Below are 18,500 nucleotides of genomic sequence, written 5' to 3'. Positions count from 1 at the left end.
GTCTCACTCTGCCGCCACCGCGCCGGTGACCGCCAGTTTCTCGAGGATCGCCTCAGCCGCCTCGCGCCCGTCGCGGATCGCCCAGACGACAAGGCTGGCACCGCGCACGATATCGCCCACCGCGTAGACATTGGGGATCTGCGTCTCATGCGTGCGGAAATTGGCCTTGATCGTGCCCCAGCGCGTCACTTCCAGCTCGGGCGCGCCCCAAAGTGTCGGCAGATCCTCTGGCTCGAAACCCAGCGCCTTGATGACCAGATCGGCCCCTTCGACGTAATCGGCCCCCTCGATGATCTCGGGGCTTTGGCGGCCAGTCGCGTCGGGCTGGCCCAGCCGCATCTTCTGCACCATCACGCCGTCGACAGCGTCGCCGGTGAAGCCCTTGGGCGTCGAGAGCCACACAAATTCCACGCCCTCTTCCTCGGCATTGGCGACCTCGCGCTGGCTGCCCGGCATGTTGGCCTTGTCGCGGCGATAGAGGCATTTGACGCTGATCGCATCTTGCCGGATCGCCGTGCGCACGCAATCCATCGCGGTGTCGCCACCGCCGATGACAACGACGCGCTTGCCGTGGGCGTTCAGCTCACCGCTGTCGAATTCCGGCACCTCGTCGCCAAAGCTCTTGCGGTTCGACGCCGTCAGATAATCGATCGCGCGCACGATGCCATCGGCCCCCACGCCCGGCGCGTTCAGGTCGCGCGACTTGTAGACGCCGGTGGCGATGATGACGAAATCATGCTTGCCGTAGATCGCGTCAAAGCTGACGTCCTCGCCCACGGTGCAGTTGAGCACGAATTCCACCCCGCCCGCCTCGAGCTGGGCGTTGCGGCGCATCACCACATCCTTTTCCAGCTTGAAGCCGGGGATGCCATAGGTCATCAGCCCGCCCGCGCGGTCGTAGCGGTCATAGACCGTGACCTGCAGACCGGCACGGCGCAGCATGTCGGCGGCAGCCAGACCGCCCGGACCTGCACCGATGATGCCGACCGATTCGGGGCGTTCCACCGCAGGCGCGATGGGCTTGACCCAGCCCTGTTCCCACGCGGTGTCGGTCAGGTATTTCTCGACCGACCCGATGGTGACCGTGCCGTGGCCCGATTGTTCGATCACGCAATTGCCTTCGCAGAGCCGGTCTTGCGGACAGATCCGACCGCAGATCTCGGGGAAGGTGTTGGTCGCCTGGCTCAACTCATAGGCTTCCTGCAACCGCCCTTCGGCGGTCAGCTTCAGCCAGTCGGGGATATTGTTGTGCAGCGGGCAATGCGTCTGGCAATAGGGCACGCCGCACTGGCTGCAGCGCCCGGCCTGCTCGGCCGCCTTTTCGCGGGCATATTCGCCGTAGATCTCATCGAAATCCTCGCGACGCAGGTCGGGCGGACGCTTTTCGGGCATCTGCTTGCTGACGGTCACGAATTTCAACATGGGTTGCTTGGCCACGAAACATCTCCCATCCTAGCTGCGCCCCTATACAAAGATGCCGCGGGGATAAAAAGACAACAATACTGACCTATTTGTCGATTTCTGGCCTGGGTATGCACACCGGAGACGGCCCTCGACACGAAAATAGGTAACAAATCATACCTATAGAGTTTTTTGTGATGAAATACCAGACTGTTAACTATTGGCTGAACCTGACCGGGCGTCTGTGATGGCGCTCTGGAATTTGCTGCTTCTGGCACTGATCCAGGGCGTGACCGAGTTCCTGCCGGTTTCCAGCTCTGGCCATCTCGTGCTTTTGCCGAATCTCACCGGCCTGCAGGACCAAGGGCAGGTCATCGACGTGGCCGTCCATGTCGGCACGCTTGGCGCAGTAATCCTTTACTTCTGGTCCGACGTCCGGGTGGCGCTGGGCGGCATCCCCCGGATGCTGACCGGGCGGATCGACACGGTCGGCGCGAGACTGGCCTTCTTGCTGCTAGCCGCGACCGTGCCCGTGATCGTCGCGGGCCTGATCGTGCATCTGACCGGGCTGGCCGATGTGATGCGTTCGATTGCCGTGATCGGCTGGGCCATGCTGGTGTTCGGTGTGGTGCTCTATTGGGCCGACCAGCGCGGACAGCAGGTCAAACCGGCCGAAGCCTGGACACTCCGCGACGCGATCACCCTTGGCCTGTGGCAGGCGGTCGCGCTGATCCCGGGCACGTCGCGGTCGGGCATCACCATCACGGGCGCCCGCCTGCTGGGATTTGACCGGACCAGCGCGGCGCGGCTGTCGATGCTGATGTCGATCCCGACCATCATCGCCTCGGGAATCTTGCTGGGCGGCGAGGTGATGATGACCGCCGATGCGCAAGCCGCCCGAGACGGTGCCATCGCGGCCGCCTTCGCCTTTGTCTCGGCGCTGGCCGCGCTGGCGGTGATGATGCGCTTGCTGAGATCGGTCAGCTTCACGCCCTATGTGATCTACCGCGTCGCGCTGGGCATGGTGCTGCTGTGGGTCGCCTATTCCTGATCGCGCAGGTGCTTGGCGCTTTCCTTGATCTCGGAATACTGACCGCCGGGCCGGTAGGGCCAAAGGTAGTCCTCCAGCACCGGGTCCATCGCCACAGGCTCGATCCCCAGATCGGCAAAGCCCATGCGACCGTCGCCGACGACATTGTCGCGCCGCAGGTTGCGCACCTGATCGCGGGTCAGAACGCCATTGCGCGCCAGACCCAGCGTCACGGTCTGCAAAAGGTCGAACCCGCCGCCCATGATCGTTGCCGCCCAGAAGGGCACGTTCACGATCAGCTTGCGCCGTCGGATGATGCGCAACATGCGCTCCATCAACTCTCGGAAGGTCTCCACATCCGGCCCACCCAGCTCATAGATGCCCGGCTTGGCCTGACCCAGAACGCCCATCACCGCCGCTTTGGCAACATCATCGACATAGACCGGCTGGAACCGGGTCGAGCCGCCAACCACGGGCAAGACCGGTCCCAGCCGCGTCATCGCAGCAAAGCGGTTGAAGAACTGGTCCTCGGCCCCGAAGATGATCGAAGGGCGCAATATCACCGCGTTCGGCACCGCCGACAAAACCGCCGCCTCGCCCTTGGCCTTGGTCTTGGCGTATTCGCTTTTGCTGGCGCGGTCGGCCCCGATGGCCGAAACATGAACCATGCGCGTCACGCCTTCCTCGGCGGCGATGCGGGCGATGCGGGCAGCACCGTGCTGCTGGACCGTGTTGAACCGGTTCTTGCCCTGCTCGGCCAGAATGCCCACGCAGTTTACCACGGCATCGGCCCCGTGTATCGCCGCGCGCACGCTGTCATCGTCGCGGATATTGGCAAGGATAGGCTCGACCTGCCCGACGACGCCAAAGGGGCGCACGAACAATGCCTCGTTCGGGCGGCGGACAGCTACGCGGACGCGCCAGCCCTCCTTGGCCATGCGGCGCGCGATATAGCGGCCGACAAAGCCCGAGCCGCCGAAAATGGTGACAAGCTTCGACATGGATGATGTCCTCCGGTCGCGGTTGCATGCGTGATAGAAGCGGGGCCGCGGCGCGACAAGGCGCAAATCGTCCCGTTTTTCCGCCGGTCTTGCCCGATCACGGCAAACGCGCTGGCCAGAGGGCTGCGTCAGGGCTAGGTCTGGAGCATGCCTGCAGTGTCACGCAAGAGCTTTGCCCTGATCCGCGCCACCATCGCGGCCGCTGCCGTGGCCATGGCCCCGTTGGCCGTGTCAGGCCAAGAGGTGACGCTGCGCGCGCCATCGGCCTCGGAGGATCTGATCGACCGGCTCAGGGCGAATGCTCTGCTGCTGCGCACCCCCGAGGAGGGGACCGTTCGGACCGGACAGGATATCACCGCCGCCGCGCGCGCAGATTACGGGCGACTGATCGGCATTCTCTATGAACAGGGGTTCTTTGCGCCTGTCATCACCATCCGGCTCGACGGACGCGATGCGGCGGGCATCTCTCCCTTTGACGCGCCCGCGCAGGTGACGCGCGTCGAGATCGACATCGAAACCGGCCCTCCCTTCTTGCTTGGCCGCGCAGAGATCGGGCCGCTTGCCGCCAATACCGACCTGCCCGACGGGTTCCGCCCCGGCGAGACCGCGACCACACCGCTTTTGCGCGCCACCACGCGTGCTGCGCTCGAAGGCTGGCAGAACCAGGGTCATGCCACCGCCGATGTCGCCAGCCAGCAGATCACCGCCCAGAACCGCGCCGCAATCCTCGATGTGGCGATCCGCGTCGATCCGGGGCCGGTCATCACCTTCGGGTCGCTGATCCCCGAGGGTCAGCAACGCATGCGGGTCGAGCGCATCCTCGAGATAGCGGGCCTCCCCACCGGGGAGGTCTATTCGCCCGCCGCGCTGGAGCGCGCCGAAGAACGGCTGCGCGACACCAGCGTGTTTTCCGCTGTCGCCCTGCGCCTGCGCGACCCCGAAGCGGGCGATGTGGCCGATGTCACCGCGACGCTGGCCGAGGCGCCGCTGCGCAGACTGGGCTTTGGGGCGGAGCTTGCCAGCGACGAGGGGCTGCTGCTCAGCGCCTACTGGCTGCACCGCAACCTTCTGGGTGGCGGAGAGCGGCTGCGCTTTGATCTGGAGATCGCGGGCATTCAGGAGTTTGAAGGCGACGGGGTCGATGCCGAGTTCCGGGCGCGCTTCGAGCGTCCGGCGACCTTTACGCCCGATACCTCGCTCGCTGTCGAGGGGGCGTTGGTGTTCCTGCAGGAACCGACCTTCACGATACAAGGCATCGGCGTCGAGGCCTCGCTGACCCATCGCCTGTCACGCACGGTGACGGTCGCGGGCGGCGTCGGCCTCACCTATTCCGAGATCGAGGATGGTCTTGGCGCGCGCGACATCACCCGCTTTACCCTCCCGCTGCGCGCTACCTACGAGAACCGCGATGATCCGATCGACGCGCGCGGCGGGGCCTATGCCGACCTGACGCTGACTCCGTTTCAGGTCATCGGCGGCGGCGGTGGGGCGCGGTTCACACTGGACGGGCGCGGGTACTGGGGCCTTGGGGCCGAGGAACGGACACGGCTGGCCGCCCGGGTGCAGCTGGGCAGCCTGTTCGGCGGCGATCTGATCGACATCGCGCCTGATGACCTGTTCTATTCGGGCGGATCGGGCACCGTGCGCGGTCAGGCCTACCGATCACTTGGGGCGCTGCAAGGCGGGGTGCCCAGCGGCGGGCGCGGCTTTGTCGGCCTTTCGGGAGAAGTGCGGCACGACATCGGCGACACGAACTTCGGCATCGTAGGCTTTGCCGACGCGGGCTATGTCAGCGAAGGCGCATGGGGCGACGGGGCGGCCGACTGGCACGCGGGTGTGGGCCTTGGCCTGCGCTATGCCACGCCCTTCGGCCCCATCCGAATCGATCTGGCGACTCCGGCCAGCGGCAACAATGCCGGGACAGAGGCCTATCTCTACATCGGTATCGGACAGGCCTTCTGATGCGCGCGCTGGCTCTTTGTCTGACCCTTCTGGCCTTCATCCTGCCCGCAACGGTGCTGGCGCAGGAGGAAGACGACCGCACCCGGATCGTCCGCTTTCTCGAGGACCAGCTTTCGGACGGGGCACGCACGGTCACGATCAGCGGCTTTCGCGGCGCGCTCAGTTCCACCGCGCAGATGGACCTGATGACCATCGCCGACGACGATGGGGTCTGGCTGACGCTGGAAAACGTCCAGCTGACTTGGTCGCGGGCAGCACTGCTCAGAGGGGCGCTGCAGATCGACCAGCTGACCGCCGAGCATCTGGAGATCGCGCGCCGCCCGACCATCACAAGATCGGGCCCGGATCTGTCCAGCGCCGAGGCGACGCCGTTTTCCCTGCCAGAATTGCCGGTGTCCATCGCGATCGAGCGCACCGCCATCGCGCGCGTCTCGCTGGGCGAGGATATCCTCGGCCTCGCTGTCGCGTTCTCGATCGAGGGCAACGCGCGGCTGGCAGGGGGCGAGGGATCAGCCAACCTTAATCTTGAACGGATTGACGGGCCGCGCGGACTGTTCGACCTGCAGGCATCCTATGGCAACACAACACGGCAGCTCGATCTGGCCCTGCTCGTGGAGGAAGAGGCCGGCGGCATCGCCACGACCCTTCTGGGCCTGCCGGGCGCGCCCCCTGTGCGGCTTTCTGTCGACGGCGCGGGGCCGATTGACGAGTTCACCGCCGATATCGCGTTGGAAAGCGACGGCGAGCCGCGTCTGACCGGACAGGTCGTGACGTCGCTGGCGGCTGACACGGGCGAACGTCGCGTGCAGGCCGATCTGGGTGGCGACATCACCCCGCTGCTCATGCCGGACTACCGCAGGTTCTTTGGACCGGACGTGGCACTGGAAACCGACCTGCGGCTTTTGCCGGATGGATCGGTCGAGCTTGATACCCTTTCACTTGGCTCAGCGGCCTTGACGCTGGACGGTACGTTGTCGCTGGCACCCGGCGGGCATCCGCGTGCGTTCGAACTGGTCGGTCGCATCGCCGACCCGGAGGACGAGGGCCCGGTGCGCCTGCCGGTGTCCGGCGGTGACGTCACCGTCGGAGCAGTCGACCTGAACCTGAGCTATGACTCCGCCGACCGCGACAGCTACACCGCCAAGGTCGGTGTCACGTCGCTGAACCTAGGACCGGCGCGGGTCGCGAGCCTGAGCCTCGATGCCAGCGGACAGATCGGCGAGACCCCTCAGGGGCTGTCCGTCAGCTCTCCCGTCACCATCGAAATCGGGGGGCTGAGCCACGATGATCCGGCCCTTGCGACCGCCTTGGGCGACAGCGCGCGCTTGACGGCGCAAATCTCGTGGCTGCAAGGCGCGCCACTGATCCTGAGCGATCTGGAAACGCAGGCCGGCAACCTGTTCCTGTCCGGCATGGCCGCGCTGTTGCTGGCCGACCAGCAGCTGACCCTGACCACCGACCTGAGGGCGGAGGCGGGCGACCTGTCACGCTTTGCCGCACTGACAGGCCAGCCGTTGGCCGGATCGTTGAGCGGGGCGCTGTCGGGCGAGGCTGAGATCCTGTCAGGCGCCTTCGACATGGTTCTGACCGGCACCGGAACCGATCTGGTCCTTGCCGATGGCGTCCCGCCCGAGCTTTTGGCGGGCGATACGACGCTGACCGTCTCGGCGCTGCGCGACGCAACCGGCACGACCCTGCGCGAGCTGCGGCTTTCGGGGCAAGAGGTGTCCCTGACTGCGAACGGACGGTTGAGTTCGACGGGCGCGACCCTGTCAGCCGAGGCGCGGTTGGCCGAGGTGGGTCTGTTCACCGATGCCCTGAGCGGACCGGCGAATGTGACGATTGACATCACCCAAGGTGTCGAGGACGACGCCACCTTGCAGATCGCCGCGAACCTGCGCAGCGATGCCGGCATCAACGCCGACCTGACGGGCGGAGCAGACCCTGTATCAGGCGATTTCGACCTGACCCTCAGCGGTACCGCGACCGACCTGCCGCTGCCTGCCGCCTTGCCGCCGCAGCTTTCGGCCGGGGAAATCCGGCTCTTTGTGTCCGCGCGGCGCGACGATGGCGTTCTGATCCTGCGCGACCTGCGGTTGGCGGGCCCTGAATTGACCCTGACAGGCAGCGGGCAACTGAGCGATGCGGGCGCCGTCGCGTCGGCCGAAGTGCGGCTGAACAACATCGGCCTGTTCACCGACGCCCTGAGCGGGGCCGTGACCAGCACACTCAATGTGACACGCGGGCCGGACAGCGCGGCGCCCTACCGGATCGTGGCCAATGTAGGCAGTGCCGCGGGCATCACGGCGACGCTGTCGGGCAGCGCAGAGCCTGTGGCGGGCACGGTCGACCTGACGGCCAACGGGCAATTGCCGCTCGCGCTGGCGAACCGGGCACTGGCACCCAGAGGGATAAGCGGATCCTTGGCCTTTGACCTGACGCTCCGGGGCGCTCCAAGCCTTGCGAATCTGTCCGGAAGCTTCCGGACCGGCGGCGCGCGCGTCACGCTCCCGATCGTGCAGACATCCATTGACGGACTGTCGGCGTCGGGTCAGATTTCGGGCGGGCGTCTCAGCTTTGACGCGAACGGAACGCTCGGCACCGGCGGCACCATCGGCGCCAACGGATCGGTGACGCTGACCACGCCGGGCCTTCCGGCACAGATCACTGTCACTGGGCAGAGCCTGCGGCTTATCGATCCGACGCTCTATTCCGCCTCCATCAACCGGGCCGACGTGACGGTCAGCGGGTCGCTGGCGGGGTCGCTTCAGGTGGGCGGCACCATCGCGCTTGGCGAAACGGAACTGCGTATCCCCGAAAGCGGGCTGGGCGGGTCTGCCCCGATTCCGCCGATCACACATCTGGGCGAAACCGCTGCCGAACGTCGCACGCGGGTCGCTGCGGGCCTCGGTCCTTCCGAAACCGGTAGCGGTGGATCGCAAAGGATCGGTCTGGACCTGACCATTACCGCACCCGGCCGGATCTTCCTGCGCGGTCGCGGTCTGGATGCCGAACTGGGCGGGACGCTCGGCCTGGCTGGGACCACGGCAAATGTGATCCCTTCGGGCCGCTTCGATCTGATCCGGGGGCGGCTTGCGATCCTTGGAAACCGGCTGGACCTGACGGATGGGTCTGCAACCCTGCAAGGCAACTTTGACCCGTACATCCGCCTGTTGGCCACGTCGCGCAACGGAGGCTATACCATCGGCGTGAACATGATCGGCCGGATCAGCGCGCCCGAGATCAGCTTTACGTCCACCCCGGCCCTGCCAGAGGACGAGGTTCTGGCCCAGCTTCTGTTCGGGCGCTCGGTCTCGGCCCTGTCACCGGTGCAATTGTTGCAGATGGCCGATGCCGCCGCTTCGCTGGCGGGCGGTTCCAGCCAGTCCGGCATCTTCGCCACCCTGCGCGAGGGCCTGGGCCTCGACGATCTGGACCTTCAGACCGACGCCGAGGGCAACGCCGCCTTGCGCGCCGGGCGCTACCTGTCGGACAATGTCTATACGGACGTCGTCATTGACCAGGACGGCAACACGGGTGCCTCGCTCAACATCGACCTGACGCCCGACATCACCGCGCGTGGAACGTTTTCGACCGATGGAACCTCGAGGCTGGGTGTCTTTTTCGAGCGCGATTACTAAGCGCCGATTTTCCCGGGTTTGGCCCGTTGACAGCCCCGCGATGCGGATATATCAGCCCCGCTCACGACACCTGCCCAGGTGGCGGAATTGGTAGACGCGCTGGCTTCAGGTGCCAGTGATCGAAAGGTCGTGGAGGTTCGAGTCCTCTCCTGGGCACCAAATCCCTTCGACGCTCTGGCGCCTTCGGGCAGGTTGGGGCATAGCTGGCTCCGACTGGATGCTGAAAGGGACGGGCGCGTGACCAATCACCTCTACAAGAACGATCTGCCCGACGGACTGTATCTGGGCCCCATTGTCGCAATTGATTGCGAGACCATGGGGCTGATCCCCCAGCGCGACAGGCTGTGCGTTGTCCAACTGTCTTCGGGCGACGGCGACGCCCATCTGGTGCAGATCGACAAGGGCCAGACAGATGCACCCAATCTGGCGCGCCTCTTGCGTGACCCGGAGGTTCTGAAACTGTTCCATTTCGGGCGTTTCGACATCGCGGTGATGTATCACGCCTTCGGCGCGCTGGCCTCACCCGTCTATTGCACCAAGATCGCATCCAGACTTGTACGCACCTATACCGACCGCCACGGGCTGAAGTATCTTCTGCAGGAATTGCTCGACATCGACATTTCCAAACAGCAGCAAAGCTCGGACTGGGGCGCGGTTTCGCTGAGCGAAGCACAGAAATCCTATGCCGCGTCGGACGTGCTGTATCTGCACCGGCTCAAGGCGAAACTCGACGTGATGCTCGAGCGCGAAGGGCGGACCGACCTTGCGCAAGCGTGTTTCGATTTCCTGCCCGCCCGCGCGCAGCTTGACCTTGCCGGATGGCCCGAGATCGACATCTTCGCCCATTGAGGTCGAGGGTCCGATGGCACGCGGCAACCGATATTCCACGACGGTCGCCTGGGCAAAGGTGGCCCTGCCATTGATCGCGCTGGCGCTGTTGTCGACGCTGTTCCTGTTTTCGCGGACGCCCGACCCCGAGGATGCCCTGCCCTTTGCGCAGGTGGATGTCGACCAGCTTGTGCGCGAACAACGCCTGTCGCGGCCACGCTTTGCCGGAACGCTGGACGACGGGCGCGAGGTAACGTTGGTGGCCGAAACTGCCGCCGCGGCCGTACAGGACCCCAACACCATATTGATGACGGCCGTCGAAAGTCGCCTCAGCCTGTCCGACGGCGCAGCGCTGCTGTTGTCGGCAGACCGGGGCGATCTGGAATTGGCCAGACAGGTCGTCGTCCTTGACGGCTCTGTCACCGTGGTGGTGACCACAGGCTACCAGATGTCCACCGACCGGCTGACCGTGGGTCTGGACAGCATGGACCTGGCCGCGCCGGAGGCCATCGTCTTGACCGGGCCTGGCCTGACGCTTGAGGCAGGCGCGATGACTCTCACCGGCCTCGACGGTGAGAGTTTCCTCAGTTTCACCGGCGGCGTTCGGCTGCTATACCAGCCGCAGGATTGACCCAAGACCATGACCATGTCCGCATTTTTCAGAACGTTCTTTTTGGCCTTCATCCTCGGAATTTCGGGGCCTGCGCTGGCGCAGGTGGCAGTCGGCTTCGGGGGTGTCGCCCATGACGCCAACCAACCGGTGGAGGTGACGGCCGATAGCCTGACCGTGAACCAATCCAACGGAAACGCCGTGTTCGAGGGCAATGTGATCGTCATGCAGGGCGATCTTCGCATGACCGCAGGCCGGATCGAGATCGTCTATACAACCGACACGGGTGCACGGCGGGTGCAAGATGTCATCGCCACGGGCGGGGTTCTGGTCACACGCGGGGCTGATGCAGCGGAGGGGGCCGAAGCGCGCTATGCGGTTCAGACCGCGCTATTGACCCTGTCGGGCGATGTGCTGGTCACGCAAGGGCCGACGGCGATTGCCGGCGACCGGATGTTGATCGACATGACGACCGGCACGGGCACAGTCGACGGGCGCGTGCGCACCGTTCTGGGTGGCGATCAATGACCGAACGGCCCAGCTTCGGCTTCAGCGTCACAGATGGCAGTCAGGGCCTTGTCGTCGACCGCCTGCGCAAGAGCTACCGCAAGCGCCCGGTGATCCGCGACGTCTCGCTGCGTCTGGCGCGGGGCGAAGTCGTGGCCCTGCTGGGGCCGAACGGATCGGGCAAGACCACATCCTTCTACTGCATCGCGGGGCTGATCACGCCCGATGGCGGCAGCGTCACCATCGACGGACAGGACGTGACGCAATTTCCCATGTATCGCCGCGCGCGGGCGGGCATCGGCTACCTGCCACAAGAAATGTCGATCTTTCGCGGACTGTCGGTCGAGGACAACATCCTTGCGATTCTCGAAGTGGTGGAACGCGACCGCGCGCGCAGGCTTGAGCGGCTGGAGGAACTGCTGTCGGAGTTTTCCATCGGTCACCTGCGCCGCGCGCCCGCGCTGTCGCTGTCGGGGGGCGAACGGCGCCGGGCGGAGATTGCGCGCTGCCTTGCCTTGAACCCGCGCTATGTGCTGCTCGACGAACCCTTTGCCGGGGTGGACCCGATCGCCGTGGGCGACATCCGCCACCTTGTGCAGGATCTCAAAACCCGTGGCATCGGCGTTCTGATCACCGATCACAACGTGCGCGAAACGCTGGAGATCGTCGACCGCGCCTACATCTTGCATGAGGGCACGATCATCAAATCCGGCGTGCCCGACGAGGTGGTACGCGACGAAACCGTGCGGCGCGTCTATTTGGGCCAGAGCTTCCGGATCTCGTGAGGCCGCCCCACCGCTTTGCGTTGACAACAGACCACGCACCATCGCCTAATGGTGGTGATGTTCGCGTTTGCTTCATCCCTGATCTTCACGTCCGCACCCCGGACAAAGGGCCGCGAAAACGGCCCCCGGATCGCCCTTAGCGAGAAACAACCGAACATCTTTTCGCGCGGGACGGGCAGCCCATGCCGGGCCTGCACCCCGCGTGTCCGAAGTGCGGAGGATCCATGCGCTATCAAATCAGTGGTAAACAGATCGACATCGGCGAGGCGCTGCAAACCCATGTGCGCGACACGCTGGGTGCGGCTGTCGGAAAGTACTCCGACCGGCCGACCGATGCGACCGTGATCTTTTCCAAATCCGGGTCCGAATTCCTGTGCGAGGCCACGGTGCACCTGTCCACCGGCCTGACCGCTTCGGCCAAAGGGCACGCGCATGAGATCTATGCCGCCTTCAACGCGTCATGCGAGAAGATGGAAAAGCAGCTGCGCCGCTACAAACGGCGGCTCAAGGACCATCACCGCGACCGTCCGCAGCCCGTTGAAACCCTAGACGCGCCGATGTATGTCCTCGCCGCATCCGGGCACGAGGAAGAGGAACAAGAGCCCACGGATCTGCAGCCGATCATCGTGGCCGAGATGGAGACCAAGATCCCATCTCTGAGCGTGGGTGAGGCAGTAATGCAAATGGAATTGTCCGGCTCACCCTTTCTGGTGTTCCGAAACGAAAAGCACAGCGGGGTCAATATCGTCTACCGGCGCGACGACGGGAACGTCGGTTGGGTCGATCCCCGGATGCAGTAGACACATTGCGCGATGCGGGCCAGTGAATGGCCCGCCGCGCTCAACCGATCCGACATCAGGGTCACGAAAGGGATGGGATGAACCTGTCTTCGTTGCTGAAGCCGCGGGCCGTCAAGGTGCTGAGCGATGTGACCAGCAAGAAGCGTCTGATGCAGGCCATCGCCGATCAGGCGCATGGCCTGATCGGCCTACCCGAGGGCATGATCTTCGACGCGCTGCAGGAACGCGAGAGCCTCGGGCCCACGGGTGTTGGGCATGGCGTCGCGCTGCCGCATGCGCGGCTGTCGGACCTGACCGAGGTGCACGGTGCCTTTTTGCGGCTGGAACGCCCGATCGATTTTGATGCCGCGGATCGGCAGCCGGTCGATCTGGTCTTTGCGTTGTTTGCCCCCGCCGACAGCGGCGTCGACCATCTCAAGGCGCTGGCGCTGGTGTCGCGCACCCTGCGCGATGCCGCCCTATGCGCCAAGCTGCGGGCAAATTCCGACCCCGCAACGCTGCACACACTGCTGACCGACCACGAATCAAGCCAGGCAGCCTGACCGGCTACCGCTTGTTCCAGCGCGGAAAACCGAGCGTCAGGTAATCGCGGCGGTAGGCGTCGATTGCCGCCTTTTCGATCTTGCCGTCATAGATGCGGTCCAGCGGAACAGGCGTCGGGATAACCTCGTCGCGCAGCGCCGGAACATCGCTCACGCCCACAGCGCGCGCCAGATCGGGCAGGGCTGTCGCCATCTCCTCCTCGTCGATCAGGGCATGGGGCGTCAGAACCTGTGCCATGCCCTGCAAGATCGCCGATTGCGTTGCCCATGCGGTATCGACACGCACGCTGGTCTGCCCATCAAGATTGGGCTTGAGGAACTCCAGATAGGCGAGGAAGGCCGCCTTCTGCTCGGCCTCGGTCCAATCGGGGCCGGGGGTCTTGGCGGGGATCGGCAGCTTGTAGCGTTGCCGCATGACCTTGCGCGGGTCCTCGTAAGCGGGACGGTCATCGGGCAAGATGAAGCGGCAAAAGCTGTTGTAGGCGCGTTTCACCGGGTGGCGCAGCACAGTGAAACTGCGGTAGCCGGGATGGTCCTTCATCCACTGCCTCAACTCCTTTTGCGACATGCGCCTGAGCAGCGCGTCGCGCCCAACGCCGCCGATATCCCCCATCCAGTCCAGCACCGCCTGTTCGGGCGATCCCTTGAGCGGGATGAACAACAAGCCAGCCGAGGGATGGGCGACAAGGTTCGGCACCGAGGCCCCGCGGGGCACTTCTGCGTCGGCACTGGCCGTCAATCCGAACCGGTCGACGTCGCGCAGGGCTGCGATCATCTCGTCGTAGTTCTCCACCTTGTCGGCCAATTCGCCCGGGTTCTGGCGCTTGAGCTTTTTCGAAGCTCCCTCAACCCGCCCGATGGAGCCAAGAAACATCGCCAGCCCGTTCAGCACCTCGGGGTCGTTGATATCTTCATAGCGCACATGAAAGGCCGTCTGCCCGGTCACCTGCAGCCCGCGCCGCAACCGATCTTGAAAACCGGCTAGCCGGTCCATCAGCTCGGCAAACTCGGCGGCGTCAAAGACGACTTTGGCCGATTTGCGGTTCTTGGCATCGGTCAGTCGCCATTGCCCGGTCGCAGTGGCGATCTTGCGGCTGACATAGCTGTCGAGCGGATTGCGGGTAAGGATCACCTTGGCGATGCGGGGATCGGGCAAGATGCCGTCGACCACCCGATCATCATGGTCATGGAACAGACGGAACCCCGGCAAACCCTCGGTCTTCTCGATCATCGCGCGGAGCAGACCCAAGGGATCTGCCTCGCGCCGGTCCATGTCGTATCCGAAAAGCTCGAACTTGTTGTGATGGCCGAGGAAGGTGGGGTTGTAGACTTCGCCATGGCAGGTGAGGTCGGGCAGGGCATTCAGGCTGTCCTCGAGATAGTTCGAACCTGTCCGCATCTCGGCGAACAAGACGAAGGCATCGAAGCGGCGGTCAGCCATGTATCAGGTCACCAAATAGGGTCTGTTTCTATCGGACGGCGGGCGATGCGTCAGACCTTCTTGCGGGAAATCGCCGACCGTCATCGGGTTCAGACCCTGGTTCTTAAGCGACTGCAAGAAAGCGGCAAAGCCCGTCAGGTCGACCATGCGCGGCGCCTCGGTCAGGCGCAAGGCATTTGCCCCTTCCATGGCGTCAAGAATGCCCTGGAGGTTCTCCATCGGTTCCTCGATGAATTCCGCCAGCGTCCAGATGCGGATGTCTGCACGGCTTTTGACATGGCGCAGCGTGTTGATGAAATCGATCTCGCGGCGCTGCATCAGGGCGGCTTCTTCGCGGAGATCTGCGAAATTGCGGTTCGACTGGAACAACCTCACGGCCCAGGCCCCCGAGATGACGGAGATCTGAGCATTGGAATCCGACGCCATAAAGGAACCCGGCCGCTGGTTGTCGCGCGGGCCGAACATGAAGACCTGCCGTTCCCCCCGCGTGTTCCAGATCAGGTTGGTCAGGAAACGCTCGGGATTGTAGTCGCGCAGCTTGGCAGACGCGGAAAGACAACCGGCATAAACCGTGGCATCGCCCGAGAACCGGACCATGCCGGGATCGAAGATGTTGCCATGCACCGGCGACCCCAGCCGCCGCGACAGCCATGTCTCGAAATCGTCGAACAGATCGTTGAAGCCATGGAACAGCGAATAGGGCGCGGCCGTCTTGCCGTTTTCCCAATCAGGGTTGGGAAAGCGGCTGTGCATGTAGAGACCCGGCCGCCCGCGCGTCCGCCGTTCCAGTGCCTTGGAGAACACCCGGTCGATCTTGCCGGGCGCAGGTTCGGCCATGCGCGTCGTGGCCCCGTCCTCGGTCAGGAAGGTTTTGTAGAGGCGGTTGGCCTTTGGCCAGATCTTGCGTGCGACAAAGCAGTCGGACCGGCGCAGCAAGTGCAGGTGATCGTCGTAGAAGACATGCGGCTTGCCCTGAAAATCGAACTTGGACAGGGTCAAGGACCGGCTTTCGATCGAGCGCGAGTAGTTGCGCACGAGGGTCTGGTAGTAGCTTTCGTCAGGAATCCAGACCAGCTTGAAATAAGTCTCGATCTCTTTCCGGCGGGGATCTTGCAAGATGGCCGTCAATGTTTGGCGCGTCAGGCACCACCACTGGCTGCCCAGATGCGGCACAACCCCATCGGGGATACGCCGCTTGAGCCCTAGCCTGCGCTGAAGTTCGACGTATTTATCGAACAAGAAGCGCTGCCGCTTCCATGAAAACGGGAAACGCAGGTTGAACCGTTCGTCGTTTAGGCCGCCCACGGTCCAGTCCACGTCCCGGATTGTGACGCTTTCGATGAAATCGGTCATCGGGCGGGCGGCCAGATAGGCCTGCAATTCATCGACCGGCCTAAGCGGCAAGCACGACCCCGACGCAAGATAGACATGGCGCACACCCGGAAAGTCGCGCAGCAACATCTCGGCTGCGCCCTGCGACGCGCCGACCAGCGACCATGTTCCCCATTCGCAGCGCACACGAGGGGAAAACCGGACATTGGGCAGGTCGGACAATTCCTTTCGAAACGCCTCGAACCGGTCGCGCTTGACCTGCCTGTCAACGTGGATGACCACCGGGCAATCGCGTTCGGCCCAGTGGCGCGCGACCTGCGCCGCGCGGTGCAGCGCGGTGTGGCACAGCATGACGAAGCCCAACGTGCTCATGCCCAGTTCCCCTTGGACATGAGACCTAGGATCTCGAGCTGGCGCCAATTGATGTAGCGTTCGGACCATTTCGTCCAGAAATCGGGGTTGGCGTTCAGGCCCGCGTGATACGCCTTGTACTCCGCCGAGGCGGCATAATGCTGATTGCGCTCAAGCTCTTCGGCGGCCTTCACCGTGAAGGTGTCGAGGAATTTGGCATGCAGCAAAACGCCCGAGGTTTTTTCGCCACCCCATTCGTCATAGACGAGGTTGAGCCCGCGCGGCAGCAGCATGTGGGTCGAACTAGCGAAGGCATAGCTGCGATGCCATTTGACCAGCGGCACTTTGTTCAGCGCCGGCGCCTTGGCGGGTTGGTCCTGAAAAAAGGCCCGTGCGCGTGGTCCACCCTGAATCCAGAGATTTCCGTAGTCCCAGTTCCGCTCGATCACGTAGTTGCCCGGATCGAACCAGCACGCGATCTCGAACGGGTCCTGCCCGTCGGCATAAGGTTGCGCGGTGATCGGACCCTTTGGATACATGTCGAGGATCATCGCCCCGAAGCTCTTGATCGAGGACGCATCCAGCCAGTCGGTCAGCGCGGGGATGGGCCGAGTGTCGCTGAACGGGTAAACGAGGAATTCATCCGGGTCGACGACAAGGCACCAGTGCTTGTGGCCATAAAGCCTGAGCAGGCGGTTGATCCAGTCCATGCCAAAGCGCGACCGCTTGTAGCTGTCGGGAGTGGTCCAGACCGAGCAGTCGGGCTGTTCGGCCAGAAACTCGCGCGTGCCATCCGTGCTGTCATTGTCGACGAACAGGAAATGCGAGATGCCCCTTTCGCGGTAATAGGTCAGGAAGTACTTGAGCCTGACCTTTTCATTGCGAAGGGTGCAAAAACACAGCACATCTTGCGGGCCGATGGCGTCGGTACGGTCGGCCACGGAACGCAACGACCGGCTCTTTCGCCAGGCGCGAACGAGGTATTTCTTGCGCTCCAAGCGCAATGCATACCGCTTCATCGCCTTCATGAACGACCCTTCCCCACGTCCCCGGCCAAGGCACGGGTCACCATTTCAAAATGCGCCGGCCAAAGCGTCACCTTCGGTGGCGGCAAGTCTGGCAATGCACTCATACCCAAGACGTGTTTCTTTATCGTTTCCGACCATGAATACGCGTCTGTGACGTTAAGGTAAACGGCGCTGTCCCCCAAAGTTTTACGGAGCACCTTTAGGTCGCTGCAGATCGGCAACGCCCCCATCAGCGCCGCTTCGAGTGGAGGGTAGCCGTACCCTTCAGCCAGAGAGGGAAACAGCAAAGCGACAGCGCGCGAAAGATGGGCCTGAACTTCGGCCTCGGGCAATGGACCGTGCAGGTGGATCGACCGACCAAGCAGGGGGTGACGGGCAAGCCTGTCCATCAGCGGCCCGACTTTCCAACCAGTCGGACCAATGATGTGCAGATCGGGCATCTGGTCGGGCGCAAGCTCGGCAGCCAGTCGTTCCCAGACGTCAATCATCAGGGCGTGATTCTTGCGCGGCTCGATCGTGCCCAGCATCACGAAATGGCGCGGGTCGCGCGGACCGGTCGCCCGCGGCGGCACATCCACGCCCAGCGCAGCGACAACGGTGGGCGGGCGGCGCGGGGCGTTTTGCCAATGCGCTGCCAGATCCGCCTCGGTTGCGTCAGAATTGCAGATCACCAGATCGGCGGTCTGGCGCACCTGTTCGATCCGTCCGGAAAAACGAGCGGGCATTCCGTCGGCGACCAGATCGGGATGGGTTGTCGGGATCAGGTCGTGGATCAAAACAGCGACCCGCGCCTGCGGAGCGCGGGCGAAGGCCGTCAGCGTTGCCTGCGACAGATTGGAATGCCCGAGGTTGAGGTAGGTAAACCGCCCGGGCGCAGCGCGGGCCAGCAGGCGCGGCAAGCAAAAGGGAAGCGCCCGATCGACCGCGACCGCGCGCAAGGCGGCTTCGACCCGGTGGCGGGGCGCGCGGCCCTTGCCGATGAGCCGTGAGAGCGGATCGCCCCGTTCGCGCATGTCACCGCCGGCCAGAATGGCGGCAAGCCGGGCAGCGCCCCGCCGATCCAGCAACAGGTAGCCCCGGGTGGAGCGCAGAATATACCGGCTTTCGGAGGGGGCCGTTTCGATCAGATGCACAAGCCAGGCATGTTCCACCCGATCGACACCAGTCAGAATATCGCGCCCCGCCCGGCTGACCAGTCTCGTGACATCAAGCCAGAGCGTGGTCCGGCCGGGATCCGCCAA

15 protein-coding genes and 1 tRNA gene are annotated in these 18,500 nt (G+C 64.2%); 10 read left to right on the top strand and 6 right to left on the bottom strand.

The features are described from left to right. Positions 1–3: 3 nt before the first annotated feature. Positions 4–1,437: an NAD(P)-dependent oxidoreductase gene (locus C7455_RS06470; protein ID WP_109666658.1), complete on the bottom strand. Its 1,434-nt coding sequence runs from the start codon at positions 1,435–1,437 to the stop codon at positions 4–6. A gap of 211 nt (positions 1,438–1,648) precedes the next feature. Between C7455_RS06470 and C7455_RS06465 the strand changes: the two genes are divergently transcribed. Then, entirely contained in the window at positions 1,649–2,452 is an 804-nt protein-coding gene (locus tag C7455_RS06465; RefSeq protein ID WP_109666657.1) for an undecaprenyl-diphosphate phosphatase, read from the top strand. Here the strand turns inward: C7455_RS06465 and C7455_RS06460 are convergent. Further along, the gene (locus tag C7455_RS06460; RefSeq protein WP_109666655.1) at positions 2,443–3,432 is read right to left on the bottom strand and encodes a complex I NDUFA9 subunit family protein; all 990 of its coding nucleotides are present in this window, start codon (positions 3,430–3,432) and stop codon (positions 2,443–2,445) included. The two genes, C7455_RS06465 and C7455_RS06460, sit on opposite strands and share 10 nt — an antisense overlap. 147 nt (positions 3,433–3,579) lie before the next feature. Between C7455_RS06460 and C7455_RS06455 the strand changes: the two genes are divergently transcribed. The 9 genes from C7455_RS06455 (at position 3,580) to C7455_RS06415 (ending at position 13,107) form a co-directional block, all read left to right on the top strand. Beyond that, positions 3,580–5,394 (top strand): autotransporter assembly complex protein TamA, encoded by a 1,815-nt coding sequence (locus C7455_RS06455; RefSeq protein WP_109666654.1) that lies wholly within the window; start codon positions 3,580–3,582, stop codon positions 5,392–5,394. Continuing rightward, a complete protein-coding gene (locus C7455_RS06450) occupies positions 5,394–9,035 on the top strand; it encodes a translocation/assembly module TamB domain-containing protein (RefSeq protein WP_109666652.1) in 3,642 nt (1,213 codons plus the stop codon). Before C7455_RS06455 ends, C7455_RS06450 begins: the two co-directional genes overlap by 1 nt. A 72-nt stretch (positions 9,036–9,107) precedes the next feature. After that, positions 9,108–9,194: transfer RNA gene (locus C7455_RS06445), tRNA-Leu, on the top strand. Positions 9,195–9,272: 78 nt separating this feature from the next. Next, complete coding sequence (locus C7455_RS06440) at positions 9,273–9,884, top strand: ribonuclease D (RefSeq protein ID WP_109666651.1); 612 nt, start codon at positions 9,273–9,275, stop codon at positions 9,882–9,884. Positions 9,885–9,897: 13 nt separating this feature from the next. After that, positions 9,898–10,494: an LPS export ABC transporter periplasmic protein LptC gene (gene lptC / locus C7455_RS06435; protein ID WP_109666649.1), complete on the top strand. Its 597-nt coding sequence runs from the start codon at positions 9,898–9,900 to the stop codon at positions 10,492–10,494. Positions 10,495–10,509: 15 nt separating this feature from the next. Beyond that, entirely contained in the window at positions 10,510–11,001 is a 492-nt protein-coding gene (locus C7455_RS06430) for an LptA/OstA family protein (RefSeq protein ID WP_109666648.1), read from the top strand. Continuing rightward, positions 10,998–11,765 carry an LPS export ABC transporter ATP-binding protein gene (gene lptB / locus C7455_RS06425; protein ID WP_109666646.1) on the top strand — a complete coding sequence of 256 codons (768 nt, stop codon included), beginning with the start codon at positions 10,998–11,000 and terminating at the stop codon, positions 11,763–11,765. The genes C7455_RS06430 and lptB overlap by 4 nt, the downstream gene beginning before the upstream one ends. 224 nt (positions 11,766–11,989) lie before the next feature. Further along, positions 11,990–12,565 carry a ribosome hibernation-promoting factor, HPF/YfiA family gene (gene hpf, locus C7455_RS06420; protein ID WP_109666645.1) on the top strand — a complete coding sequence of 192 codons (576 nt, stop codon included), beginning with the start codon at positions 11,990–11,992 and terminating at the stop codon, positions 12,563–12,565. Between the two features lie 77 nt (positions 12,566–12,642). Further along, entirely contained in the window at positions 12,643–13,107 is a 465-nt protein-coding gene (locus C7455_RS06415) for a PTS sugar transporter subunit IIA (RefSeq protein WP_109666643.1), read from the top strand. Between the two features lie 4 nt (positions 13,108–13,111). Here the strand turns inward: C7455_RS06415 and C7455_RS06410 are convergent, their stop codons facing one another. Genes C7455_RS06410 through C7455_RS06395 form a run of 4 tightly spaced genes read right to left on the bottom strand, consistent with a single transcriptional unit; the run spans position 13,112 to position 18,500 of the window. Continuing rightward, entirely contained in the window at positions 13,112–14,548 is a 1,437-nt protein-coding gene (locus tag C7455_RS06410; protein WP_109666642.1) for a nodulation protein NodH, read from the bottom strand. A gap of 3 nt (positions 14,549–14,551) precedes the next feature. After that, the gene (locus C7455_RS06405) at positions 14,552–16,252 is read right to left on the bottom strand and encodes a DUF5927 domain-containing protein (RefSeq protein ID WP_109666640.1); all 1,701 of its coding nucleotides are present in this window, start codon (positions 16,250–16,252) and stop codon (positions 14,552–14,554) included. Continuing rightward, positions 16,249–17,259 (bottom strand): glycosyltransferase family 2 protein, encoded by a 1,011-nt coding sequence (locus C7455_RS06400; protein ID WP_109666638.1) that lies wholly within the window; start codon positions 17,257–17,259, stop codon positions 16,249–16,251. The genes C7455_RS06405 and C7455_RS06400 overlap by 4 nt, the downstream gene beginning before the upstream one ends. Then, on the bottom strand, positions 17,256–18,500 hold the full coding sequence (locus C7455_RS06395) for a glycosyltransferase (protein ID WP_109666637.1): 1,245 nt from the start codon (positions 18,498–18,500) through the stop codon (positions 17,256–17,258). The genes C7455_RS06400 and C7455_RS06395 overlap by 4 nt, the downstream gene beginning before the upstream one ends.

The organism is Roseicyclus mahoneyensis (assembly GCF_003148775.1).
Taxonomy (GTDB): domain Bacteria; phylum Pseudomonadota; class Alphaproteobacteria; order Rhodobacterales; family Rhodobacteraceae; genus Roseicyclus; species Roseicyclus mahoneyensis.
This window is presented reverse-complemented; position numbering and strand designations above follow the sequence as displayed.